This window comes from Micromonospora sp. NPDC051925, from assembly GCF_044548625.1.
GTDB lineage: Bacteria > Actinomycetota > Actinomycetes > Mycobacteriales > Micromonosporaceae > Micromonospora.
In genome coordinates this window covers 113,690-136,409 of sequence record NZ_JBIUCH010000014.1, presented here as the reverse complement: position 1 = coordinate 136,409, position 22,720 = coordinate 113,690, and the positions used below count along the sequence as shown (strand labels likewise).

Annotated in this window: 18 protein-coding genes, 3 tRNA genes and 2 pseudogenes; 8 read left to right on the top strand and 15 right to left on the bottom strand. The window is 73.0% G+C overall.

Annotation, left to right across the window (positions count from 1 at the left end; genetic code table 11):
- Nucleotides 1–100: 100 nt before the first annotated feature.
- The 3 genes and pseudogenes from ACIG87_RS20395 to ACIG87_RS20385 form a co-directional block, all read right to left on the bottom strand.
- Nucleotides 101–1,039 (bottom strand): annotated as a pseudogene (locus ACIG87_RS20395) (threonine/serine dehydratase); the annotation flags it as partial.
- Nucleotides 1,036–2,508, bottom strand: coding sequence for an amino acid adenylation domain-containing protein (locus ACIG87_RS20390; RefSeq protein ID WP_396852302.1), 1,473 nt, complete (start codon nt 2,506–2,508; stop codon nt 1,036–1,038). The gene ACIG87_RS20390 and the pseudogene ACIG87_RS20395, both read right to left, overlap by 4 nt.
- On the bottom strand, nt 2,505–3,452 hold the full coding sequence (locus ACIG87_RS20385) for an ornithine carbamoyltransferase (RefSeq protein ID WP_396852300.1): 948 nt from the start codon (nt 3,450–3,452) through the stop codon (nt 2,505–2,507). The genes ACIG87_RS20390 and ACIG87_RS20385 overlap by 4 nt, the downstream gene beginning before the upstream one ends.
- A gap of 176 nt (nt 3,453–3,628) precedes the next feature.
- Between ACIG87_RS20385 and ACIG87_RS20380 the strand changes: the two genes are divergently transcribed.
- Together ACIG87_RS20380 and ectB are read left to right on the top strand one after the other, a co-directional pair.
- Entirely contained in the window at nt 3,629–3,826 is a 198-nt protein-coding gene (locus ACIG87_RS20380) for an MbtH family protein (protein WP_396852299.1), read from the top strand.
- A 189-nt stretch (nt 3,827–4,015) separates the two neighbouring features.
- The gene (gene ectB, locus ACIG87_RS20375) at nt 4,016–5,266 is read left to right on the top strand and encodes a diaminobutyrate--2-oxoglutarate transaminase (RefSeq protein WP_396852298.1); all 1,251 of its coding nucleotides are present in this window, start codon (nt 4,016–4,018) and stop codon (nt 5,264–5,266) included.
- Between the two features lie 99 nt (nt 5,267–5,365).
- Here ectB and ACIG87_RS20370 read toward each other — a convergent pair.
- From ACIG87_RS20370 to ACIG87_RS20360, 3 genes are all read right to left on the bottom strand, one after another.
- A tRNA-Val gene (locus ACIG87_RS20370) sits at nt 5,366–5,437 on the bottom strand.
- Nucleotides 5,438–5,450: 13 nt separating this feature from the next.
- Nucleotides 5,451–5,521: transfer RNA gene (locus tag ACIG87_RS20365), tRNA-Cys, on the bottom strand.
- Between the two features lie 34 nt (nt 5,522–5,555).
- Nucleotides 5,556–5,628 (bottom strand) — tRNA-Gly (locus ACIG87_RS20360).
- Nucleotides 5,629–5,926: 298 nt separating this feature from the next.
- On the opposite strand from ACIG87_RS20360, the gene ACIG87_RS20355 reads away from it, so the two are divergent.
- Entirely contained in the window at nt 5,927–6,526 is a 600-nt protein-coding gene (locus tag ACIG87_RS20355) for a TetR/AcrR family transcriptional regulator (RefSeq protein ID WP_396852296.1), read from the top strand.
- Nucleotides 6,527–6,802: 276 nt separating this feature from the next.
- Nucleotides 6,803–9,733: a M36 family metallopeptidase gene (locus ACIG87_RS20350; protein WP_396852295.1), complete on the top strand. Its 2,931-nt coding sequence runs from the start codon at nt 6,803–6,805 to the stop codon at nt 9,731–9,733.
- A gap of 49 nt (nt 9,734–9,782) precedes the next feature.
- Here ACIG87_RS20350 and ACIG87_RS20345 read toward each other — a convergent pair whose 3' ends face one another.
- Nucleotides 9,783–10,640, bottom strand: a complete 858-nt coding sequence (locus ACIG87_RS20345; protein WP_396852294.1) for a hypothetical protein — start codon at nt 10,638–10,640, stop codon at nt 9,783–9,785.
- Between the two features lie 195 nt (nt 10,641–10,835).
- On the opposite strand from ACIG87_RS20345, the gene ACIG87_RS20340 reads away from it, so the two are divergent.
- Entirely contained in the window at nt 10,836–11,504 is a 669-nt protein-coding gene (locus ACIG87_RS20340) for a class I SAM-dependent methyltransferase (RefSeq protein WP_396852293.1), read from the top strand.
- A 449-nt stretch (nt 11,505–11,953) separates the two neighbouring features.
- On the opposite strand, the gene ACIG87_RS20335 is transcribed toward ACIG87_RS20340, so the two are convergent.
- A complete protein-coding gene (locus ACIG87_RS20335; protein WP_396852291.1) occupies nt 11,954–12,103 on the bottom strand; it encodes a hypothetical protein in 150 nt (49 codons plus the stop codon).
- 63 nt (nt 12,104–12,166) lie between these two features.
- Between ACIG87_RS20335 and ACIG87_RS20330 the strand changes: the two genes are divergently transcribed.
- Complete coding sequence (locus tag ACIG87_RS20330; RefSeq protein ID WP_396852289.1) at nt 12,167–12,370, top strand: hypothetical protein; 204 nt, start codon at nt 12,167–12,169, stop codon at nt 12,368–12,370.
- Between the two features lie 235 nt (nt 12,371–12,605).
- Entirely contained in the window at nt 12,606–14,108 is a 1,503-nt protein-coding gene (locus ACIG87_RS20325; protein WP_396852288.1) for a SulP family inorganic anion transporter, read from the top strand.
- Between the two features lie 96 nt (nt 14,109–14,204).
- Here the strand turns inward: ACIG87_RS20325 and ACIG87_RS20320 are convergent, their stop codons facing one another.
- The 4 genes and pseudogenes from ACIG87_RS20320 to ACIG87_RS20305 all read right to left on the bottom strand — a co-directional run.
- Nucleotides 14,205–15,098, bottom strand: a complete 894-nt coding sequence (locus ACIG87_RS20320; protein WP_396852286.1) for a peptidoglycan DD-metalloendopeptidase family protein — start codon at nt 15,096–15,098, stop codon at nt 14,205–14,207.
- Between the two features lie 93 nt (nt 15,099–15,191).
- Nucleotides 15,192–15,437 carry a hypothetical protein gene (locus ACIG87_RS20315; protein ID WP_396852284.1) on the bottom strand — a complete coding sequence of 82 codons (246 nt, stop codon included), beginning with the start codon at nt 15,435–15,437 and terminating at the stop codon, nt 15,192–15,194.
- Between the two features lie 77 nt (nt 15,438–15,514).
- Nucleotides 15,515–16,219 (bottom strand): dethiobiotin synthase, encoded by a 705-nt coding sequence (gene bioD, locus ACIG87_RS20310; protein ID WP_396852400.1) that lies wholly within the window; start codon nt 16,217–16,219, stop codon nt 15,515–15,517.
- A gap of 186 nt (nt 16,220–16,405) precedes the next feature.
- Nucleotides 16,406–16,522, bottom strand: a pseudogene (locus ACIG87_RS20305) (8-amino-7-oxononanoate synthase); the annotation flags it as partial.
- Between the two features lie 182 nt (nt 16,523–16,704).
- On the opposite strand from ACIG87_RS20305, the gene ACIG87_RS20300 reads away from it, so the two are divergent.
- Nucleotides 16,705–17,085 carry a GNAT family N-acetyltransferase gene (locus ACIG87_RS20300; protein WP_396852398.1) on the top strand — a complete coding sequence of 127 codons (381 nt, stop codon included), beginning with the start codon at nt 16,705–16,707 and terminating at the stop codon, nt 17,083–17,085.
- A gap of 181 nt (nt 17,086–17,266) precedes the next feature.
- Here ACIG87_RS20300 and ACIG87_RS20295 read toward each other — a convergent pair whose 3' ends face one another.
- From ACIG87_RS20295 to ACIG87_RS20285, 3 genes are all read right to left on the bottom strand, one after another.
- Nucleotides 17,267–20,263 carry a glycoside hydrolase family 9 protein gene (locus ACIG87_RS20295; protein ID WP_396852282.1) on the bottom strand — a complete coding sequence of 999 codons (2,997 nt, stop codon included), beginning with the start codon at nt 20,261–20,263 and terminating at the stop codon, nt 17,267–17,269.
- A 525-nt stretch (nt 20,264–20,788) separates the two neighbouring features.
- Nucleotides 20,789–21,916, bottom strand: coding sequence for a GNAT family N-acetyltransferase (locus ACIG87_RS20290; RefSeq protein WP_396852280.1), 1,128 nt, complete (start codon nt 21,914–21,916; stop codon nt 20,789–20,791).
- Between the two features lie 89 nt (nt 21,917–22,005).
- Entirely contained in the window at nt 22,006–22,707 is a 702-nt protein-coding gene (locus ACIG87_RS20285; protein WP_396852278.1) for an amino acid-binding protein, read from the bottom strand.
- Between the last annotated feature and the right edge of the window lie 13 nt (nt 22,708–22,720).

Below are 22,720 nucleotides of genomic sequence, written 5' to 3'. Positions count from 1 at the left end.
ATTGCATCCGCTCCGCGATGCGCCTACCACGAGACTCCTCCGCACCATCGAGACAGCGCAGGGAAGAACAGGCAGACTCACCGGTTGACGCCGGCAGCAGTTCTGCCGAAGGTTCTTCTGTCGTTCCGGCGCTGCCGTTGCCGGCCGTGCCGTTTCCACCGGACACGATCGCCACCGCGCGGCCGGCAGACCCGCGCCGTAGCGCGCCGGCCAGCGCTACCGCACCGCTCGGCTCCGCACTGACACCGGCGCGGCGAAGGACCCCCAACGCGTGGGTGATCGCGTCGTCGGTCACGCCGATCAGATCGTCGACCCGGTGCCGGATGATCGGCCAGGGAACCGCACCGGGTCGTTGCCCTCGAAGGCCGTCGGCGATCGTCATGGACGGTGGCAACTCCGTCGGCGCGCCCCGGGCAACCGAAACGGCGTAACGACGGGCGGACATCGGCTCCACCCCGACGACCCGCACCGGCCGGGACAGCGCCGACGCGGCCAGGCACACGCCGGCCAGCAGGCCACCACCGCCGGTCGGTACGAAGATCGTCGACACGCCCGGCACGTCCTCGAACACCTCGAGCCCGACGGTGCCGGCCCCGGCCACCACCAGCTCGTGGTCGGAGGACGGCACGTAGGCCGCCCCGGTCGCCGCGGCGATGTCCTCGGCCCGGCGGTCACGTTCGACCACACCGCCGGCCACCTGCACCACGCCGGCACCGAACGAACGGATCGCCTGTGCCTTGCCGTCGCTGGCCCCGGCCGCCATCACGATGGTCACCCTGATGCCCAACGCGGCGCCGAGCATGGCGACGGCGATGCCATGGTTGCCGGACGAACCAGCCACCACCTCGTCCGCGTACCGCGCGAGCATCGCGTTCGCCGCGCCCCGGACCTTGAACGAGCCGCCGCGCTGGCGGTGCTCGGCCTTGAGCAGCACCCGCGAATCCAGGGCAAGCACCGGGGTGCGATCCACCAGGCCGGTGATCCGGTCAGCGGCCATACGCACGTCCGCGAGGGTGAGCCCGACGCCTGTCGTCCTCATGACCCGTCCACGGTGATCGCCCGGCGGTCGGTCTTGCCGCTGACGGTCGTGGGTACGCTGTCGATCCGGGCGAACCGTCGCGGGATCATGTGAGGGGGCAACGTCCTCGCGAGATGGGCGCGCAGTGCCGAGTCCGTCACCTCCGCCGACACGCCGGCGACGTACGCGACGAGGAAGACCCGGCCGCCGGCATCGGTACCCGCGGTGACCTCCGCGCCGGTGACGGCGGGGTGGGCCAGCAGCGCGCCCTCGATCTCGGCCGAGTCGATCCGGTATCCACGGACCTTGATCTGCCGGTCGATGCGCCCGAGGTACACGAGGTCACCGTCGGGCAACCGGCGCGCCAGGTCCCCGGTGCGGTACATCCGCGTGCCGGGCGCACCATGGGGGTCCGGCACGAACCGGGCCGCGGTCAACGCCGGCCGGCCGCCGTACCCGCGCGCGACACCACATCCACCGATCCACACCTCGCCGACGCCACCATCGGGCACGGTGTGCAGATCGTCGTCGAGCAGGCGCACGCTGACGCCGTCGATCGGTGTCCCGATCAGGTCGACCGTCGTGTCGGGGACCGGCGGCACCTCGAAGCGCGTCGCGGTCATCGTGGTCTCGGTCGGACCGTACTGGTTGATCATCCGGCCGCGCACGCCGTCCCGGCCGCCGGCGACGAGGAACGGTCGCAGCGACTCACCGCTGGACACGGTCAGCCGCAGGTCGGGCAGATCGCACTGCCGCAGCGACGTCAGGAACGTCGGGGTGGCCGAGAGGATCGTGTTCACCCCCCACTCCCGGACGGCCGCGACGAACCCATCGGTGCGCAACAGGGTGGAGCGCGGCACCAGCACCACCTGCCCGCCGGCGACGAGCGGGGCGAACGTGTCGCGGATGGAGGCGTCGTACCCGAACGGCGCGAGCTGCAGCACCACGGTGTCCGGACCGAGCCCGTAGTCGTCGACGATGAACCGCAGGTAGTTGGTGACGCCCCGGTGCTCCAGCAGTACCGCGTTCGGCGGCCCGGACGAGCCGGAGGTGTGACTCACGTAGGCGAGCGACCGGGGCGACAACGGTCGCAGGGTCGCCGGCACGTCAGGCGCGTCGACGAACACGGTCGGGCCGTCGACGGGGAAGTCGAGCTGCCCGGCCCGGGACGGCGTGGTGACCAGGAACCTGGCCTGGGCGGTGCGGACCATGGCCGCCAACCGCTGATCGGGCAGCTCGGCGTTGAGGGTGAGGAAGGCGCCGCCGGCCCGGAGCACGGCCGCCATCGCGATGACGGCCTCCGGGCCCCGGTCGAGCATGACCGCGCAGACCTGCTCCGGTCCGACCCCCCGGACGACAAGCGCGCGGGCCAGCCGATCGGTCCGGACAGCGAAATCCCCGTAGCACACGACGGTGTCCGGGGTGACGATCGCCGGCGCGTCGGGCCGGGTCGCGGCGTGGGTGAGGATGTCGTCGAGAAAGGTGGTCACAGCCCCACTCCGCCGCTGCGCCCGTCCCCGGCGCACCACTCCAGGACCGCCCGCGCGCTGTGGTACTTGTTCTCGGCCTGGGTGAAGGCGATGCTCCCGGGTCCGTCGAGCACCGCCCCGGTCACCTCCTCGCCCCGGTGCGCCGGCAGGTCGTGCATGAACACCGCACCCGGGCAGGCTGCCATCAGCGCCTCATCGACCTGGAACGGGGCGAATTCGGACCGCCAGTCGGGCGTCGGCTTCGTCGACCCCGTGGTCTGCCACCGGGTGGTGTAGACGACATCGACCGGTGGCAGGCCGGACAGATCGTGCCGCTGCTCGACGCGCGCGCCGCTGCGCCGGGCGGACACCGCCGCCTGATCGAGGTACCTCTGTTCGACGCCGTACCCGGGCGGGGTACGCAGGTGCAGCTCGACGCCCGGGTACCGGGACAGCGCGAGCGTCAGCGCGGAGGCGGTGTTGTTCCCCTCCCCCACGTACAGCACCCGGACGCCCTCCACCCGACCGAAGTGCCGGACGATCGTGGTGAGATCGGCGAGCGCCTGCGTGGGGTGTTCCACCGCGCTCATCGCGTTGATCACCGACATGCGCTTCTGGGCGGCGTACGCCCGAAGCTCGGCCTCCGGCCCGGCGGTACGGGCGACCAGGACGTCAAGCATGCCGGACAGCACCGCGCCGGTGTCCTCGACGGACTCGCCGGTGGCCAACTGCAGGTCGTCCGGGCCGTACGTGATCAGTCCGGCGCCGAGACGCAGCGCACCGGCGGAGAACGCGGTCCGGGTACGGGTGGACGTCTTACGGAACAGCACGCCGACGACCGCCCCGGACAGGGGCTGGACGACTCCCGCGGATCCCCGCGAGTACTCGACGCCGCGCTCGACGATCCAGCGCAGTTGGTCGTCGGAGAGGTCGTCAATAGAGATCAGGTGGCGTCGCTCGGCCATGTCGAGCCCCCTTCCAGGTGGCGATCCGCCGTCACCAGAGCCTGCGCGACTCGGGGACCGTCGAACAGGGACGGGCCCGCACGACGCGTCTGCGCGTTCGTCTCTATGGCGGGTGCGGGTGGGCCCGGCAGTATCGGGCTCACGTACTCCGATCACCCGACCATGCCGGAGGGGCCATGACTGACGACGGTGTCTACCGCGTCGTGCGCAACGACGAGGAGCAGTACTCGATCTGGTGGGCCGACCGGGAGCTGCCGCTCGGCTGGACCGCGGAGGGGACGTCCGGGTCGAAGCAGGAGTGCCTGGACCACATCGGGAGGGTGTGGTCGGACATGCGGCCGCGAAGCCTGCGGGAGCAGATGGCTCGGGCCTGAAGGCCGGAGTTCGCACCGCACGGCACTGTCACGCCGCCCCGTCGCCCCGCCGAGCGCGGTGTGTGGCGGGGCGACAGCAGAACCTCCTGGCCGACGGGGCCCGCAGTCCGGCCCCGTGGACGCAGGAATCCACCTCGACGCGGCTCCAGGAGCACGGCGGATGGGCAGCTCCAACTCCGAGGAGACATCATGATCGGCCCGACAATCGAGTCCGAGGTCCGTAGTTACTGCCGGAACTGGCCGGTCGTGTTCGACCACGGGCGAGGCAGCCGGATGTTCGCCCGCGACGGCCGCGTCTACCTCGACTTCTTCGCCGGCGCCAGCGCCCTCAACTACGGCCACAACCACCCGGTGCTCAAGCGCGCCCTGCTGGACTACCTCGAGCAGGACGGAGTCACGCACAGCCTCGACATGCTGACCGCCGCCAAACAGGACTTCCTCACCGAATTCGCATCGCGGGTGCTCGACCCCCGCCGCCTGGACTACCGCGTGCAGTTCCCCGGGCCCACCGGCACCAACAGCGTCGAGGCCGCACTCAAACTCGCCCGCAAAGTGACCGGACGCCACACCGTCGTCGCCTTCACCGGCGCCTTCCACGGCATGTCACTCGGCTCACTGGCCGTCACCGGCAACGCCACCGTACGCGCAGGCGCCGGCGTCCCACTCGGACACACCTGGCGCATCCCGTACGACGGCTTCGCCGGCGGCCAGGTATCCGGGCTCACCCTGCTCGACACCATGCTCGCCGACAGCAGCAGCGGGGTGGACCTACCGGCCGCCGTCATCGTGGAGACCGTGCAGGGCGAAGGCGGCATCAACCCGGCCCGCGCGACCTGGCTCGCCGATCTCGCCGAACTGTGCGCCCGCCGCAACGTCCTGCTGATCGTCGACGACATCCAGATGGGCTGTGGCCGCACCGGACCGTTCTTCAGCTTCGAACACGCCGGCATCACCCCCGACATCGTCTGCCTTTCCAAGTCCATCAGCGGTTACGGCCTGCCGATGTCCCTCACTCTCTTCCGCACCGAACTCGACGTGTGGCAACCCGGCGAACACAACGGAACGTTCCGCGGCAACAACCCCGCCTTCGTCACCGCGACCGCCGCACTCGAGGAGTTCTGGACCGACAGCAGACTGGAGAAGCAGACGGCGGCTCGGGACATCCTGCTCGAGGAGATCCTGGCGGAACTCGCCGGTCGGCACTCAGCGCACATAGCGGCGTCACGCGGTCGGGGCCTGGTGTGGGGTCTGGCCTTCCGGGAACCGCGGATGGCCGGACGGGTCGCCCGGGAGGCGTTCTCCCGTGGGCTGCTGGTGGAGACGTCCGGGTCCGTTGACGAGGTGTTGAAGCTCATGCCGGCCCTGACAACGACGGACGAAGAGCTGGCCGAGGGCCTCGGCATCCTGGAGGAGGCGGTGGCCGCAGCGGTCGACTGCTGAACACCGGGCGTCCCGGAGGCTCCCCGGGTAAGGGGCCGGACAGCAGAAGGCCCGTTACTGGAAATCCAGTAACGGGCCTTCGACTGCCTATCCAACCTGTGGGCGATACTGGGTTTGAACCAGTGACCTCTTCCGTGTCAAGGAAGCGCGCTCCCACTGCGCCAATCGCCCGTGCTTGTTACCGAGGTGGGGACGGGATTTGAACCCGCGTACACGGCTTTGCAGGCCGTTGCCTCGCCTCTCGGCCACCCCACCGAGGTTGCCCCCGTCGTACGTGGCGGCAGCTTCGAGCGGACGACGGGATTCGAACCCGCGACCCTCACCTTGGCAAGGTGATGCGCTACCAGCTGCGCTACGTCCGCTTGCCTCCGGGACACACCCGGTGACGGATGGAAACTCTAGCCGAGCGGTCGGACCGATGCCAAATCGGGGTTTGCCCCAGCGCGTCCGGTCGCCGGCACTGTGATCGCCACCACTGCCCTTGAAGCTTCCTAGGAAATTGGGTCGGTTGCCCGCTGACAAGTCCTGTGCACCCCTCCTGAACAGGCCGGAAAGCCATCCGACGCGACGACGCCGCACTGTCCGCCTTCCGACTGTCACCTGCCCGATCGGGCGGGTCGGTAACTCCCTGTGCTCGGTCGGATGGGTTACCGTAGCGACGTGACGAGACGTGCCACCGCCGATGTCCGCCTGGATTCCCTGCTGCGCACGGCCTGCGACGTGATCGTCGAGCGTGGACTCGCCAACACCCGCACCGCCGACGTGGCCGCCGCCGCCGGGGTCAGCCAGGCGCTGGTCTTCTACCACTTCGCCACCAAGGAACGGCTACTCGCCCAGGCGTTCGCGTACGCCGTCGAGCAGGAGTTGTCCCGGCTGGACGCGGTGCTCCGCTCCCCCACTCCGCCACTGACCAAGCTCCGGCGCATCCTGCGCCTCTACACCCCCACCGGCCGACCCTGGGCGATGTGGATCGACGGCTGGGCGGAGTCGCTGCGTACCCCGGAGTTGGAGAAGGTCTGCCGGCGGCTGGACCTGCGCTGGCGGCAGGATCTGGCCGCGGTGATCTCGGCCGGCGTGGCCGAGGGGACCTTCGACTGCGCCGACCCGGCCGGGGCCGCCTGGCGGATCAACGCGGTGATGGACGGGCTCGCCGTCCAGCTCGCCGTCCACGAGCGGGTGATCTCCCGCCGGCAATTCGGCGAGTGGATCCGGCTGGTCACGGCCCGGGAACTGGGTCTCGACCCCGCCCAACTGGACTGACCCCACCACACCGCCGCCGGCATCGCACGTCACCGCGTCGCCCCGCATCGCATCGCATCGCACATCACCGCACCGCACCGCACCGCACCGCACCGCACCGGCGGCCAACGTCGCACGGTCGGGTAGCGGTGCGGTGGCCGCTGCCCCCTGCAGCGCTCGCGGAGCGCTCCTGACCTTGCCCCCGCCCGACTCGCCTGGTATCCACGTATGCGCATGCGTCACCACGCCTGCGCCGGGTCGGCGTCGCGCCGGTCCCCGCTCCCACAAGGAGGTTCCGTGCCCAGACCGGAGTGGACACCCCGAGCGAGCCGGCGCCGACGCCGGCTCGTTCCCGTACTGGCGACCGCCGCCGTGGTCGCCGCCCTGCTGCCGGGCGGGGGCACCGCCACGGCCGCGCCGGGCGGCGGCACGGCCCCGGCCCCGGGCCGCTCCGGCTCGTTCGCCGACGACCGCACCCAGGCCGCCGACCTCGACAACCGCACCGGTACGGCCGCACCCGACGCCCGCCAGCGCAGCCTGGCCCGCGCCACCGGCGTCCCGGTCCGGTGGAACCGGCTCGGCACCCCGCACGCCCTCGGCCCGGCCCAGCTCGCCACCGGCCTGCCCGCCGATCCGGAGGCCGCCGCCCGGCGCTACCTCACCGAGCAGCGGGACCTGTTCGGGCTGGACGCCGACGCGGTCGCCGCGCTGGACCGGCTGCTGGTCCGCAGGGTCGGCGACGGCGCGGTGGTCACCCTGCGGCAGCGCTTCGGAAACCTGCCCGCCGGGCACGACGGCCTGGTCACCGTGGCGGTCGCCGACGGCACGGTGCTCTCGGTCAGCTCCTCGCTGTCCCGGGACTCCGCCGCCCCCGCCCCCGCCACCCGTACCGCCGAGCAGGCGTACGCCGCCGCGCTCGCCGACGCCGGCCTGGACGCCGCCGAGGTGGCCAGCCACCGGGTGCGTCCGGTCGCCGTGCCCACCCCGGTCGACGGGAACCGGGCCGCGTACGAGGTGACCCTGATCGGCAGGGACAGCGACCACCCGGCCGCCTTCACCACGTACGTCGACGGGATCAGCGGGACGGTGCTGATCCGCGAGGACCTGGTCGACTTCGACGCCGAGAACCCGAGCTGGGCGGTCTACCCGGCCACCCCGCCACAGGATCTCGCCCCCGGGCAGGATCCCCGGGTCCGCTGGTGCGGCACCCCCGCCCCGGACTGCGCCGACACCTTCCGCGACCCGGCCGGCGGGCTGCCCTGGGACGTCGACCTGGCCACCGGCGCGCCCACCGGCACCACCCGGGGCAACTCCGCCAACACGGTGGTCTCCTGGGGCGCCGGCAGCCCGATGGTCAACGCCCCCGACCGCCCGGACCGGCGCTACGAGTACCCGCTCACCGACCAGTGGCACCAGGCCCGCTGCAACCCGGCGGCGTTCACCTCCGCGCAGCGCAACGACGCCGACGCCGCCACCGCCAACCTGTTCGCCATGCACAACCGGATGCACGACTGGGCCTGGCACCTCGGCTTCACCGAGGCCACCTGGAACCTCCAGGCGGTCAACGTCGGCGCCGCCGGCCTGGGTGGCGACGCCGAGCAGGGGCGGGCCCAGCAGGGCGCGCTGAGCGGCAACCGGAACAACGCCAACCAGTCCACCCCGCGCGACGGGCTGCCGCCGACCACCAACATGTACCTGTGGCAGCCGCAGGCCGGTGGGCCGTACCCGCCGTGCGTGGACGGCGACTACGACATGACGGTGATCGGCCACGAGTACACCCATGCGATCACCAACCGGATGATCGCCGGCCCGGACACCGGCATCGGCGGGCACCAGGGCGGGTCGATGGGCGAGTCGTGGAGCGACCTGCTCGCCGCCGAGTACCTGTACGAGCACGGCCTGCGCGCCCCGGGCGAGACGCCCTTCGTCACCGGCGGCTACGTCACCGGCAACCTGGTCAGCGGCATCCGCAACTACGACCTCAGCCGCAGCCCGCTCAACTACTCCGACGTCGGCTACAACACGGCCGGTCCGGCGGTCCACAGCGACGGGGAGATCTGGGGCGCGACCAACTTCCGGATCCGCGCCGCCCTGGTCAAGAAGTACGGTCTGGGCACGCCGCAACGTCAGCTCGACTGCGCCCAGGGCCGGGTCTCCGCCGACGCCTGTCCGGGCAACCGGCGCTGGGTGCAGCTGGTCTTCGACTCGTTCCTGCTCCAGGCGGCCAGCCAGGTCAGCATGCTCGACATGCGGGACAACCTGCTCACCGCCGACCGGCTCCGCTTCGGCGGGGCCAACCAGGAGCTGATCTGGGCCGAGTTCGCACGCTCCGGGATGGGCCGGGACGCCGCCACCGTCGGTGCCGCCGACACCGACCCGACGCCGAGCTTCGCCAGCCCGGCCGGCGGCAACGCCACACTGACCCTGCGCCCCCGGGGCGACAGCGCGGACGCGCCGATCCGGCTCTACGTCGGCGACTACGAGGCGCGGGCCACCCCGATCGCCGACACCGACCCGGCCACCCCGCTGCCGGCCACCTTCGAGGCCGTCGCCGGGACGTACCAGGTGCTGGCGGTCGCCCCCGGCTTCGGCCACCAGCGGCTCGAGGTGGTCGCGAAGGCCGGTCAGCAGGGGTACGTCGACCTGCGGCTGAGCCGCAACCTGGCGTCCACCGCGTCGGGGGCGACCATCGCCGGTGACGGGGTGAACCTGGACCGGATCGGCGACGACACCGAGGCCACCAACTGGGCGTCGCTGACCGGGGTGGCCGGCAAGCGGGTCACCGTGACGCTGCCCGCCGCCGCGCCGCAGACCGTGCAGCGGGTCAACGTCAGCGCGATGCTCCGCCCGGCGATCACCGGGGACGCCGACACCGGCGCGCAGAACGCGCTGAGCGCGCTGCGCTCGTTCGCCGTGTCGACCTGCGACGCGACGACCACCGACTGCGCCGACCCGGCCCGCTGGACCCGGATCTACACCAGTGCCGGCGACGCGTTCCCGGGTGGGAAGTACCGGGCGTACAGCCGCGACCTCATCCTGCGGTCGTTCCGGGTGCCGGCCACCGTCGCCACCCACGTCCGGCTGGAGGTGCTGGCCAGTCAGTGCACCGGCGGGCCGGCGTACGCCGGTGAACAGGACGACGACCCGGCGACCAGCACCGACTGCGCGACCGCCAGCCCGGCGCGCGACCAGGTGCGGATCGCCGAGTTCCAGGTGTTCGCGAAGTAAAACCCGCCGGGGCCGGGTGGTGGCGCCACCCGGCCCCGGCGGCCCCCGATCACCGTCGGACGGTGGTCCAGCGGACGGGCCGACGGACCGGACGGGCATCGGCCTCCCCGCCGTCGGCCGCGGTCCGGGTGAGCTGCCGCAGGCGCATCAGCAGGCCGACACCGAGGAAGAGCAGCAGCCCGCCGAGCAGGAACGCCGCCTGCACCACCCCGAAGCCCCCGCTCTGGTTGGCCGAGCGGTTCGCCGCAGCCGGCGGCGGCACCTCGGCGAGCGCCTCCTCCGTCGGCTCGGTCGGCTCCAACGCCTCCTCCGTCGGCTCCGGCGACTCGGTGGTCGGCTCGGCGGCCGGCGTGGTGGGCGGCGCGGTGCCGACCACCTGCCGGGTGGCGCTCTGCCGGGCGAGCAGCCGCAGGTTCGGGTCGTACGCCTCGGCGGCCATGGTGATCCGGCCGCGGGTGACGTCCTCGGCGAACGCCACCCGGTAGGTGGCGGTGACCGTCCGGTCCGGGCAGAGGGTGCCCGGGTCGAGCTGCCGGTCGGTCAGCCGGGCGACGTCCCCCTCCGACTTGATCTCCAGCGGGAACGAGCCGGACTCCTCGATCCGGTCCATCTTGACCTGGTCCAGCCGCAGCCCCTGCACCGAGAGCACCATCGACCAGCGGACCTTCACACACCCGCCGTTACCCCTGCGGGACACCACCGCCGAGACCGTTCGTACCTGGTCATCGGCGGTGAACTCATCCGGCAGGCCACTCAGCACGGTGGCGAAGCGGTCCGCCGCCGATGCCGGTGCCGGCCCGGCGAGCCCTGTCCCCGAGAGGCAGGCCAGCACCACCCCGACCCGTAGCGCGTTCCGCCACACCATCACCACCGCCTCGTCCTCCCGTCGGTCTTGTCCACTCGCCACGCTATGAGGCGGAGGGGGAAGCCGGTAGACGGGCGTGTTCGCGCGGACCGGCAAGTGCGGGGCGGGTTAACACCGACAGTGGTGAACCGGTCACTCCCCACCCGCGACACGCCGGGGATCGGCGTCGGGAAGCGCCGACCGCCGGGCGGTGAGGGTGCGCCGACCCGACCATCGCGCGACTGACATCCTGGGCGGGTGTCCGAACTCTCCGCGGCCTTCGTCCGGCTGCACGCCCGGCTCACCCCGGTCGCCTTCGTACCCGAGGTGCGGTTGCACCAGGCCGACGAGCCGATCGGGCTGTGGGAACTGACCGAGGGCGAGTTCCGCAGCGCCCAGCCGCCGCCGTTCTGGGCCTTCGCCTGGGCCGGCGGGCAGGGCCTGGCCCGTTACGTCACCGACCATCCGGAGTCGGTCGCCGGCCGCCGGGTGCTCGACCTCGCCTCGGGCTCCGGCCTGGTCGCCATCGCCGCCGCGAAGGCAGGTGCGGCGGCCGTCCGGGCGGTGGAGATCGACGAGCGGGCCGTCGCCGCCGTCGCCCTCAACGCCGGGGCCAACGGGGTACGCGTCGACGCCGAACTGGCCGACGTCCTCGACGGCGACGCCGCCGACGCCGAGGTGCTGCTCGCCGGGGACGTCTTCTACAGCGAGGCGATGGCCCGTCGGGTGCTGCGCTTCCTGCTGCGGGCCGCCCGATCCGGCGCCCGGGTGCTGGTCGGCGACCCGGGCCGGGCGTTCCTGCCCCGGGAACGCTTCCGCGAACTGGCCGCCTACGACGTGCCGGTGCCCGAGGCGCTGGAGAGCGTCCGGGTGAAGCGCACCACCGTCTGGGAGCTGGACCCGGCCCCGCCGGGCGCCGCCCGTTAGCGTGCCGGAGGGCTGTTCCCGGGGGCGTCCGTCGACGTTGGCACACCACGCCGGCCCCAGCCACCGGGCGAGGACGACTCAGGGAACGGACGGGGCGAAGAAGACGTACCGGGCCTGGTACGGCACGCCGACCGTCCGACCGGCCCGGCAGGCGCCGGGTGGCGCCGGGTGGCGCGACGCCCCCCGGCAGCCCTGCCGATTGCCGCGACCGACCCGCAGGTGGGCCGCCGGCTCCACGAACGTCCAACTACCGGCGGCGCACCGGTACACCTGGACCCCCTGCCCGATGTAGGCACCCGAGCACCCAGCGAACCGACGTCGCGCCAACCGCACCTCGCTCACCTGCTGAAACTGCGTAACCGGCGGTCCCTGCCCCGGGTTGAACCCGGTGTGACGCGCGGTCGCGCGGGCACCCGTACCGGCCTGGGGGGGTGGAGGTGCAACGCAGGCTAGTCGCCCTCGCTCCACTGCTCGCCGTCCTTCTCCTGCTCCATGTCGCGGTCACCTGTCGCCCCACCCTCGACCCCACCACCACACCCGCCGCCGTCCCGCGGAACACCCAGGTCGATCAGGAGGTTGCCGGCCCGTCGGAGTTCCACCGTGGCGCAGACCTCCTGGTCGACGCGGCAGGGCCGGGCGTGGGTGGAGGAACGGCGTGGGGGGTGCGGGACCTTCTCGGGCGGGGTGCCGCGGTGGTCAGCCGGACGGGGCGGCACCAGCAGGCGGTCGAGCGCCGCGAGCCGGTGGCCCCGGAGAGTTGCCACGCCTGCGGTGCGCCGTCCCGGCGGCGGCACGCCCCGCACGGGCGTCCACTCACCGCCGACGTCGCCCCCGGCCCGCTCCGGGTGAGCGTGCTGCGCTGCTGACCGGCTGAGGCCGCACCCACCACCGCCGCCTGTCCGCCCGTCCGCCCGACCCACGACGTACGGCCGGGCCGGGGACGACGGAGTCGTCCGGAACGGCCGGGACGACGGAGTCGTCCGGAACGTTCCGCAACACCCGTCGACCGCACGCCTGTCCCGTCGTACCGCTGGCCGGTGCCCCGGCGACGGGCGGTGCCGGCCGACCCGTGCCCGCCGCGCAGCCTCCTGGATGTGAACCATGCCCTCCGCCCTGAAGTGGCGCACCCTCCGCGCCGACCTGCCCGCCTCCCTCGTCGTCTTCCTCGTCGCGTTGCCGCTCTGCGTCGGCATCGCCGTCGCCTCCGGCGTACCTGTCGAACTCGGCCTGGTCACCGGCGTTGTCGGTGGCCTGCTCGTGGGCCTGATGCCCGGCAGCAGCCTCCAGGTCAGCGGCCCGGCGGCCGGTCTGACCGTGCTGGTCGCCGAGGCCGTGGACCGCTACGGCCTGGCCGGCCTCGGCACCATCGTGCTGGTCGCCGGCCTGCTCCAGATCGGACTGGGGCTGCTGCGGCTCGGCCGGTGGTTCCGGGCCATCTCGGTGGCCGTGGTGCACGGCATGCTCGCCGGCATCGGCCTGCTGCTCGTCGCCGGCCAGCTGCACGTCCTGGCCGGCGCCGACACGCCGCCCTCCGGGCTCGCCGCGCTCACCGGCCTACCGGCCCTGGTCGGTGACGTCACCGACTCCGGTACGGCGCGGGTGTCGCTCGCCGTGGGCTCGGCCACGCTCGTGGTCATGGTGCTCTGGGACGCCCTGCCCGGCCGGCTGCGCATGGTCCCCGGCGCGCTGGTCGCCGTCGTCGCCGCAGCCGGGGTGAGCACCGTACGGGGGTTACCGGTCGACACCATCCAGGTGGAGGGGCTGCTCGCGGCGATCCGACCGTCGTTCGGGCACTGGGGCACCCTCGCCGACCCCGGGGTGCTCGCCACCATCGTCACGTTCACCCTGGTCGCCTCGGCGGAGAGCCTGTTCAGCGCGGCGGCGGTCGACCGGCTGCACGAGGGGCCACGCACCGACTTCGACCGGGAACTCGTCGCCCAGGGGACCGGCAACACCGTCTGCGGCCTGCTCGGCGCGTTGCCGCTGACCGCCGTCATCGTGCGCAGCTCCGCCAACGTGCGGGCCGGCGCGCGAACGAAGGCGTCCCGGGTGCTGCACGGGGCCTGGCTGCTGCTCTTCGTCGCCGCCGTACCCGGCCTGGTCGGGCTGATCCCGCTGCCCGCGCTCGCCGCCGTGCTCGTGCACGCCGGCGGCAAGCTGCTGCCGTGGCGGGCCCTGCCGGAGCTGTGGCGGGAGCACCGGGGCGAGGCGGTGGTGCTGGTGGTGACCGCCGCCGCGATCCTCGGCACCGACATGTTCACCGGCGTGCTGATCGGCCTCGGGCTGGCCGTGGTGAAGACCGCGTGGGAGACGTCCCACGTCCGGGTCACCGTCCGCGCCGACGCCGACCCGGTCCACGTGGCGATCACCGGCAACGCCACCTTCCTGCGGCTGCCCACCATCCTCACCACGCTCGACGAGCTGCCCGACGACCGGACGGTACGGCTGGACCTGGGCGGCCTACGGCACGTCGACCATGCCTGCCGCACCGCCCTGGACCGCTGGATCGAGACCCACGACCGGCACGCGAGCGGCGGCGTCCAGGTGGTCGCTCCACGCTCGGCCGAGGACGACCGACCCCGCCCGGCCCGGACCACCGAGTGAGACCGGCCGCACGACATCCAGGGGTACGGGGCCCGCCACGCGCTTGCCGACGGGTCAGTCCCAGCTGTCCTGGTTTCAGGCTGACCTGTGCCGGTTTCAGTCCCAGCTGTTCTGGTTGAGGAACCGGGCGAAGCCCCGCCACGAGTTCGGCCCCAGCGCCCCGTCGATCGGGCCGGTGTAGCCCCAGCCGGCGGCGAGTCGCTGCACCGCCTTCCAGGTGTTCGTTCCCGGCACGCCGTCGATCGGACCGGTGTAGCCGTAGCCACGCATGGCCCGTTGCAGGGCGGCCCAGGTGTTCGTTCCCGGTACGCCGTCGATCGGGCCGGTGTAGCCGGCGGTGATCCGCAGCCAGTTCTGCATCCGCTTGTAACAGACCGGCCCCGGGATGCCGTCCTGCTCGGTCGAGGTCTTGGGCAGGCCACCGCCACCCGGGTTCTGGCCGACGTAGGTCAACGGGTTGATCCGCGTCCCGCTGGGATTGATCATGTGCCAGTGCAGGTGCGGGCCGGTGGAACTGCCGGAGCCGGGGGCGCCGACCGCGCCGCCGGATCGGCCCACGATCGCACCGGCACCGACCGCGGCGCCGTCGGCCAACAGGAACTGCGACAGGTGCATGTACTGGCTGCGGTACCCGTCGGCGTGGTGGATCGTGACGGTGTGGCCGCCCGTACCGTTGTTCGGGATGTTCTGGATCGTGCCGGCGCCGCAGGCCGGCAGGTTGGTGCCGACGCCCATCCCGAAGTCGATGCCGCCCAGCGAACCGCTGTTCAGGTGGTCCTGCCAGGTGCCGGTGATCGGGTAACCGGCGAACGGGTTGTAGATCGCGGGCGCGGCGTGGGCCACCCCGGGCAGGCCGACGACCCCCCCGACCGCCAGGGCCCCGGTGGTCAGCGCGGTGCCGCGCAGCAGCGTACGGCGGGTGAGCCCGGCCGGCGGCGGCGCTGCCTCGTCGCCGCCGCAGCACGGGGATGGGTGTTCCTGGTGCACCATCGGTCCTCCGTGTGGTCCTTGCCGACCCTGGACGAGCCGAGGGTAGCCCCCGAAAAGACATAGATCAATGTTTGTCGGGCCCTCTCCGGACCGTCACACCGACGGACCTGACGAAGGTGAGGGTGGACCACGGCCGATCGGCAGCAGCAGCACCGACGCCACCGGCGACCGCCGACCGACCAGCACCGCCGACGCGAGCAGCGCCATCGCGGCGACGAGCAGCGGTACGGCCCACCGCCCGTACGGCGGGGTCAGCCGGGCGTACGCCACCGGGGCCGCGAACACGGCCCACAACAGCAGGTCCCCGCGCCGTCGACGCCTCTGCTCGCCACCGCGCACGCAGGCCAGGCTACCGACGGGGGCGGCGGATCGGGCACCGACGAAGGTCAGGTGCTCAACCGGCCCCGGTCAGGTGTTCAGCCGGCGTCCTCGGCCCAGGTGCGCCAGTCGTCGAGCACCCCGTACAGGTCGGGAGTGAGCCAGCCCGGGGCGGATCGGCGGAACACCCCCGGGTCCATCGCCCCGGCACCGGTCGGCAGCGCACCGAGCAGGTTGGGCACCAGATCGGTCATGTTCACCCAGTGTTCCAGCTGCGGCTCCGCCGGCCAGGCACCGATCACCACCCCGGCGGGCACGGCCCGACGCTCCAACGCCTCCAGGGTCAGCGCGGTGTGGTTGAGGGTGCCGTGCCCGGCGCGGGCCACCACCACCGCGGGAGCACCCAGCGACACGGCCAGGTCGGCGACGGTCCATGCCTCGCCGGACGGACGTAGCCCCATCGGCACCAGCAGCCCGCCGGCCCCCTCGACGAGCACCAGGTCGTGCTTGTCGACCTCCGCGCGAATGGCGTCGACAGCGGTGTACAGCTCCAACGGCTCCAGGTCGGCGACCCGGGCCGCGGCGAGCGGGGCGAGCGGGTCCGGAAAACTGGCCAGGGTACGGCCGGTCAGCGGAGCGGCCAGCCGGGTGACCGAGTCGACGTCGCCGGGCTCGCCGGTGGCCGTACCCGTCTGGCCCGGCTTGACCACCGCGACCCGCAGGCCGGCGGCCTGCGCGGCGGCGGTGATCGCCGCCGTCACCACCGTCTTGCCCACCTCGGTGTCGGTCCCGGTGACCAGCACCGCGCCCTTCCACCCGCTCACGGCGTAACCCCGGTTCGCGACTGCGGGGCTCGCAACACCGGCTCACTCCTCGCACTCACGGCGTGACCCCGGTTCGCGACTGCGGGGCTCGCAACACCGGCTCACTCCTCGCACTCACGGCATGACCCCGGTTCGCGACTGCGGGGCACACTCCACGATGCCTCCGGGGTGTGCGCGAAGTCCGCTCGGGTCACCGGCGGCGCGGGGGCGCAGGGTGCGGGTGAGCCCCGCCCTCGCCCGCACTTCAGCGCGACGGTCCAGGGCCGCCAGCCAGTCCGCCAAGGGTCACCGCCTCCGTCCGCCGCCCGGTCTGCCCGCCCGGCTCGTGCCGCCGGACGATCCACACCGTCCGGTCGTGACGCCGGACGGGTGGCGACGTTGCCGCCGCCGGGCGAAATTACCACCCGCCGGGCCGGCACCGGCGTGGCGCGGGCCCACCACACCGGGGCTCCAGGGCCGCCGGCATCCGCGCCGACCTCGCCGACGACGACCTGACGGTGTACGTGATCGAGCACGACGGTCAGGTGGTCGGGGCGATCCAGTGGTACGCCGAGCCGGAACCCGACTACCGGCACGCCGCGATGGACATCTTCCCCGACCCACCGCGTCGTGGCGTCGGGCTCGGTGGGGACGCCATCCGCACCCTGGCCCGGCACCTGATCGACGAGCACGGTCACCATCGGTTCACCATCGACCCGGCCGCGACGAACAGCGCGGCCATCCGGGCGTACGCAAAGGTGGGTTTCCGGCCGGTCGGCGTGATGCGTCGCTACGAGCGGGCCGAGGACGGCACCTGGCACGATGCCCTGCTGATGGATCTGCTGGCCGAGGAACTGGCCGACTGACGTCGCCCGCACCCGACGGCACCGTCCCACTCCCCGGTGACACCCGTCCCACGCCCCCGGGCAGCGTCCCTCCTCCAGCCCAGCATCAGCAGCACCCCGAGTTGGCACCGCGTGAACGAGATCTTGGACAGTTGCCGTTCGAGGCGCACGGCAACTGTCCAAGATCTCAGCGCAGCGTCAGTCAGGCGACGGTGCAGGTCACCCCGTTGAGGGTGAAGGTGGTCGGCTTGGGGTTGCTGCCGGTGTGGGTGCCGTTGAAGCCGATGTTGGTGGACGCGCCGGGAGCGAGCGCCCCGTTGTACGACATGCTGGTCGCGGTCACCGCCGCACCGGTCTGGGCGTACGTCGCCGACCAGCCCTGGCCGACCTTCTGCCCGCTGTGGGGGAAGGTGAAGGCCAGGTTCCAGCCGTTGAGCGCGGCCGTACCGGTGTTGGTGATGGTGATGCTGGCGGTGAAGCCGCTGGTCCAGTCACTGGTGGTGTAGCCGACCCTGCACGTCGAGGCGGGCGTGGTCGGGCTGGGCGTGGGGGTCGGGGTGGGCGTGGGGGTCGGGGTGGGCGTCGCGGTCGGGGTGGGGGTCGGCGTCGAGGTGTCCGGCAGGGTCTGCACGGTGAGGGTCTTCGACGGGGTCGACGGGTTGCCGGCGGCGTCCATCGCGATGACGTAGAACCCGTACGAGGTGTCCGGCGTCAGCCCGGTGACCGGGAAGGTGGTGCCGGTGGAGGTGCCGATCAGCAGGGGCCCCGGCCAGGACGTCTTGTAGACCCGGTAGCCGGTGACCCCGACGTTGTCGGTGGACGGCGTCCAGCTGAGGGTGAGCCCGTTGGTGCCGATGTTCGACGCGTCCGGGGTGCCCGGCTGGGTCGGTCCGGTGGTGTCCGAGCCGTTGCCGGACGGGGTGGCCACCGCGAGCACCGACGACGACAGCGAGTTGTTGCCGGCGCCGTCGCGGGCCCGTACCCAGAACCGGTAGTTGGTGGCGGCCGAGAGCGTGGTCAGGGTCAGGCTGTTGGTGGTGGTGCGGTACGACATCAGCGCGTCGCTGCCGACCATTTCCTGGACGACGTCGTAGCCGGCCAGTCCGCTGCCGCCGGTGTCGGTGGACGCGGGCCAGGTCAGCGTCAGGCCGGTGGAGGTGATCGCGGAGGCGACCGGGGTGCCGGGGACGGTGGGCGGGGTGGTGTCGGTGGGGGTCGAGGTCGGCTCGTCACCCCAGACCCGGGTGGTCCCGTCGTACAGCGTCACCTTGCGGTTGGGGCCGGCGGTGGCCTGGTACGACGGGTCGTTGGTCGGGTCCCAGGTGCCGCCCTCCGGTACGCCGATCTTGAACTGCACCTCCATCCGGTGCTGCGACTGCCCGGCCGGGGCGATCGTCTGGCCGGTGCAGTCGACCTCGACGTACCAGATGTCGCCGGAGAGCTGCTTGGCCGTCGAGGGCGACGGGCACCCCTGGGTGTAGCCGGGGGTGACCTGGACGGCGGTGCTGCCCTCGGGGCGGAAGTAGTAGCGGAACTTCCCCTTGGTCAGCGCCCGCGCCGGGAACGCCGACTTGTTGTAGACGATTGCCTTCAGCCCGGTGGCCCGGGGCTCGGCCTGCATCACCGTGGTCTCCACGGTCAGCTCGTCGATGTCCGGCTTCTCGGCGGTGGGGAAGTCGGCGAGCGGGGTGCCGCCGTACTCGGAGGAGAGCCGGGCCAGGGCGGAGGTGAAGCCGGCGTTGTAGTCGGTGGCGACCTCGTTCATCACGTAGTCGGACCGGCTGTCGGTGTACGCGTCGTTGGCCGAGGACGGGCCGCCGACCAGCGCGCCGTAGAGCACGTGCCGGGTCTCGACCGGCACCGTCTGGCTGTCCCACCAGGAACCGTGCGCGGTGCGGTGGTGCGGGTTCTTCGGCGCGTTGCTGCCGAACCCGATCATGTAGCTGGACTTGCGCGGGTTGTCGCCGAGCGCGTAGTTGATCTGCCGGACGGCGAAGTCGTGGAACCGGGCCTTGCGGGTGGCGTCGGTGGTGTTGTCGCTGTAGACCAGCGCGGCGAAGCTGGTGTTGGCGGCGTACCGCAGCGCGCCCCAGGAGTCGAGGACGGCCATCCCACCGGGCGAGTAGGGCACCTTCTGGCCGTTGACGCCGACCGTCCAGTAGTCGAGCCAGCGGTTGGCGTCGTCGACGTACTTCTGCTTGCCGGTCAGGTTCGCCAGCAGCACGTACGCCCCGAACTGCTTGTTGTCCCAGGCGAGGGTCCACTTGTAGGACCGGGTGGTCGACTGCGGCTCGGTGCCGAGCTTGTCGTACTCGCTCTCGGCCTTGGCCAGGTAGGTGGCGTCGCCGGTGGCCCGGTGCAGCCAGATCGCGGCCCAGACCAGCTCGTCCTGATAGCCGCTCCACGACTTGTAGAAGCTGGTCGCGTCGGTGATGCACTCGTGGTAGTTCTTGCGCACCGTGTCGGCGAACGTGTAGAGCTGCTTGGCGTGGGTCAGCAGCTTGTCGGCGTAGGCGGCGTCGGTGGGCCGGAACACCATCGACGACGCGGCCATCGCCGCCGCCGTCTCCCCCGCCAGGTCCGCGCCGCCACAGCTGGCATCGATCTTGTACGCGGGCCGCGCCATCGCCATCACCTCGGCCGGGCCCCACCACTTGTGGTCGTCGTCGCCCTTGCCGACCTGCCCGTAGAGGACGTTCGGCGCGGGGTGCGCCTTGACGAAGTAGTCGTTGACGAAGCGCAGGTTGTTCAGCAGCGGGGTGAGCTGTCCGGAGGCGACGTAACCGGCCCGGTACTCGACGGCGCCCCAGGCCAGCATGGTGGCGCTGAACGCCATCGGGAAGCCGAACTTCACGTGGTCGCCGGCGTCGTACCAGCCGCCGGTGAGGTCCACCCCGACGTCGGCGCCGTCGTTGAGCGCGGAGTCGCCGCGCCAGGAGACCCGGTTCCAGGCCGGCTTCTTGCCGGACTGCTGCGCCTCGTAGAAGAAGAGCGACTTCTGCAACGCCTCCGCGTAGTTGAACGCGGGCGCGGCGGCGGTGGCGGCGCGCTCGGTGCCGATCGGTGCGGCCCCGGCGGTGAGCGGGAGCGCGCTGACGGCGAGGGCAAGGCCGCTGGTCAGGGCGACCCCGGCGGCGAACAGGCGGCGGAGCCGAGGGCGGCCCCCGCCCGACCGGCCGGCCCGGTTCGGGTGCTGCATGGCGGGACTCCTGTCGGTGGTGCCTCCGGCGGCACCCACCGGACGCGGGGACGGGGCGTCGCGGTTGGTGGGGGCCGCCGGAGGCGGGTGGTGGTGGGGGCCGCCGGAGGCGGGTGGTGGTGGGGGCCGAAGGAGGCGCGGGAGCGCTCCCATGGATGCTCGCCAATGTAATGGGTGTGTCACCGGTTTGTGAAGGGCCAACCCGGGAGACCCGAAGAACCTCCACCCCGACCGGCGACCTGGGGACCGCCGGAGTGGCCCGCGCTTCTCTTCGGCCGGCCCTGCCGCGGCCCACGCCCCGCAGCCCGGCCACGGGATGGCCGCGACGGCACGCAGAAGGCACGACCGCGGCACGCCCCGGTGCGGCGCAGCGCGAGGCACGACGGGAACGGCAGGCCCGGAAATGGGCAGGGCCCCCGCACCGGGGGCCCTGCTTCTACACCGTCCTCCGCATCGGAGTTCGGCCATGCACCGGAAGGATTGCCCCCGCCCGGTGCCGTACGGGTCGTCTCGGTCGGCGGGTGGTCAGCAGACCCCGCCGGTGGGGCTCGTCCGCCGAGGGCCGCCGCCCACGGTCGCGCCGGGGCGGCCGGACCCGTCGGTGACCGGGCCACCGGCCGCCGGGGCGACCAGGGGGACGGTCACGGTGAGCAGTGCGCCGTCCCGCTCGATCGGCGCGGGCCGGCCCAGCCGGGCCACCGTCCGGAGCATCGGCGCGTTCTCCACCTGGATGTGCAGGACCAGCGCCGCGTACCCGGCCCGCTCGGCATGGGTGAGCAGCCGGCGCAGCAGCGCGGTGCCCAGGCCACGCCGCTGCCAGTCGTCCCGGACCAGCAGCGCCGCCTCCGCCTCGTCGCCCTCGGCGAGCAGGTTGGCCAGCGCGACGACCGTCTCCGCCGCCCCGCCGGCGCCGGTCGTCGTCGCCACCAGGGTCAGCCCTCGGGCCGGTTCCAGAAGGCGGCGCAGCCGGGTCGGCGAGGGCACCGCCGCCCCGCTCAGATACCGCCGTTGCCGGCTCCGCGCCGAGCAGCCCTCGTGCAGCTCCACCACGCCCGCCAGGTCGTCGGCGGTCGCCGGCCGGACGGTCAGCTCCGCCCCGTCGGGCAGCGCCAGGGTCACCCGGTCGGCCTCCCGCCGGGCCACCGCCGCCGCCAGCTCGACCAGCGCCTGCGCCCGCGCGTACTCCGCCGGGGTGAAGCTGGGCGCCTGCCGGCGCAGCTCGTACGAGCCGCCGGTCGGGTCGGTCAGCAGCATGGTCGTGGTGCCCACCGCGTCGTGCCCGGTGGCGGGCGTCGGCCGCCAGGTCACCTCGTCCGCGCCGAGGGTGGCGCGGAGCACCTCACCGGTCTGCTCCGGGTCGCCGACCAGCCGGGTGGCCAGCCCGAGCACCCGGGTCGGCTGGTCGGCCAGGCCGCGCGCCTCGCTGCGCGCCACCCAGCAGTCCCGGCCCCGCCCCCGCTCGACGGCGGCGATCAGATCCGCCTCGCCGAGCGCGTCCGGCGCGTCGACCAGGAAGTCGTCCACCGCGCCGACCTCGGTGGTGTGCACCTGCACGGTGAGGATGTTGACCCCCCGCAACGCGAGACTCGCCGTGAGGACCGACAGGTAACCCGGCCGGTCGTCCACGGTTGCTCGGATCCGCCACAGCGCCATGTCCACTCCCTTCCCCACCACGAACCCTGCCCGGCGCCTGTTGCCGCGGCGTTGCCCGGCGGTGTCGCACCGGCAACCGTTCGCCCAGGTCAGGTGACGGTGGTCACCGACTGCGGCCCGACCAGGTCGAGCCGGTCACCGAGGATCACCGCGCTGGCCCGGACCAGCTGGGCGAGCCGGTCCACCTCGGTGGCGTGGAAACCGGCGGCGGTCAGCGGCTCGGTGTGGTCCCGGGCGACCACCAGCACCAGCCCGGCCCGGCCGAACGGCGCGATCGCATAGTGCGTGCCGTCGGCGACGGTCAGCGTGCGGGCCCGCAGCGGGGTCACCTCGGGCAGCCGGGGCGGCTCCGGGGCACGCCAGCTCGCATGGCCGACGGTCGCCGTCCCACCACCGGCCCGCGAGGCCCAGTCCACCGGTACGACGGCGGCCACCGCCCAGTCCGCGGCGAGCAGCCCGGGTACCGCGTCGACCAGGGTGGCCACCCCGTCGGTGGGGTTCGCCGCCACCTGGGCGAGCAGTTCGGCGTCCTGACCGGTGGTGGTCGGTGCGCCGATCGCCCGCCACACCCCGTCGACACGTACCCCGGGGATGGCGGCGAGCCCGGCGAGCAGCCCCTCGACCCGGGCGGCCCCCGGCCAGACCACGGTGAAGTCGTCCACCGCCCGGCCGCCGAGCCGTTCCAGCACCACGACCTGCACGATGTCGGCTCCGGAGACGCCGAGCGTGCGGGCCACCTGGCCGAGTGTCCCGGGTCGGTCCGGCAGGGTCACCCGAACTCTCAGCAACATGTCTGTCCCTCCG

Coding starts and splice junctions, on each gene's coding strand:
- ACIG87_RS20285 (WP_396852278.1), bottom strand. CDS start 22,707: ATGTTGCTGAGAGTTCGGGTGACCCTGCCGGACCGACCCGGGACACTC.
- ACIG87_RS20380 (WP_396852299.1), top strand. CDS start 3,629: ATGACTGACGACGGTGTCTACCGCGTCGTGCGCAACGACGAGGAGCAG.
- ACIG87_RS20325 (WP_396852288.1), top strand. CDS start 12,606: ATGCCCTCCGCCCTGAAGTGGCGCACCCTCCGCGCCGACCTGCCCGCC.
- ACIG87_RS20290 (WP_396852280.1), bottom strand. CDS start 21,916: ATGGCGCTGTGGCGGATCCGAGCAACCGTGGACGACCGGCCGGGTTAC.
- ACIG87_RS20295 (WP_396852282.1), bottom strand. CDS start 20,263: ATGCAGCACCCGAACCGGGCCGGCCGGTCGGGCGGGGGCCGCCCTCGG.
- ACIG87_RS20385 (WP_396852300.1), bottom strand. CDS start 3,452: ATGGCCGAGCGACGCCACCTGATCTCTATTGACGACCTCTCCGACGAC.
- ACIG87_RS20320 (WP_396852286.1), bottom strand. CDS start 15,098: ATGGTGCACCAGGAACACCCATCCCCGTGCTGCGGCGGCGACGAGGCA.
- ectB (WP_396852298.1), top strand. CDS start 4,016: ATGATCGGCCCGACAATCGAGTCCGAGGTCCGTAGTTACTGCCGGAAC.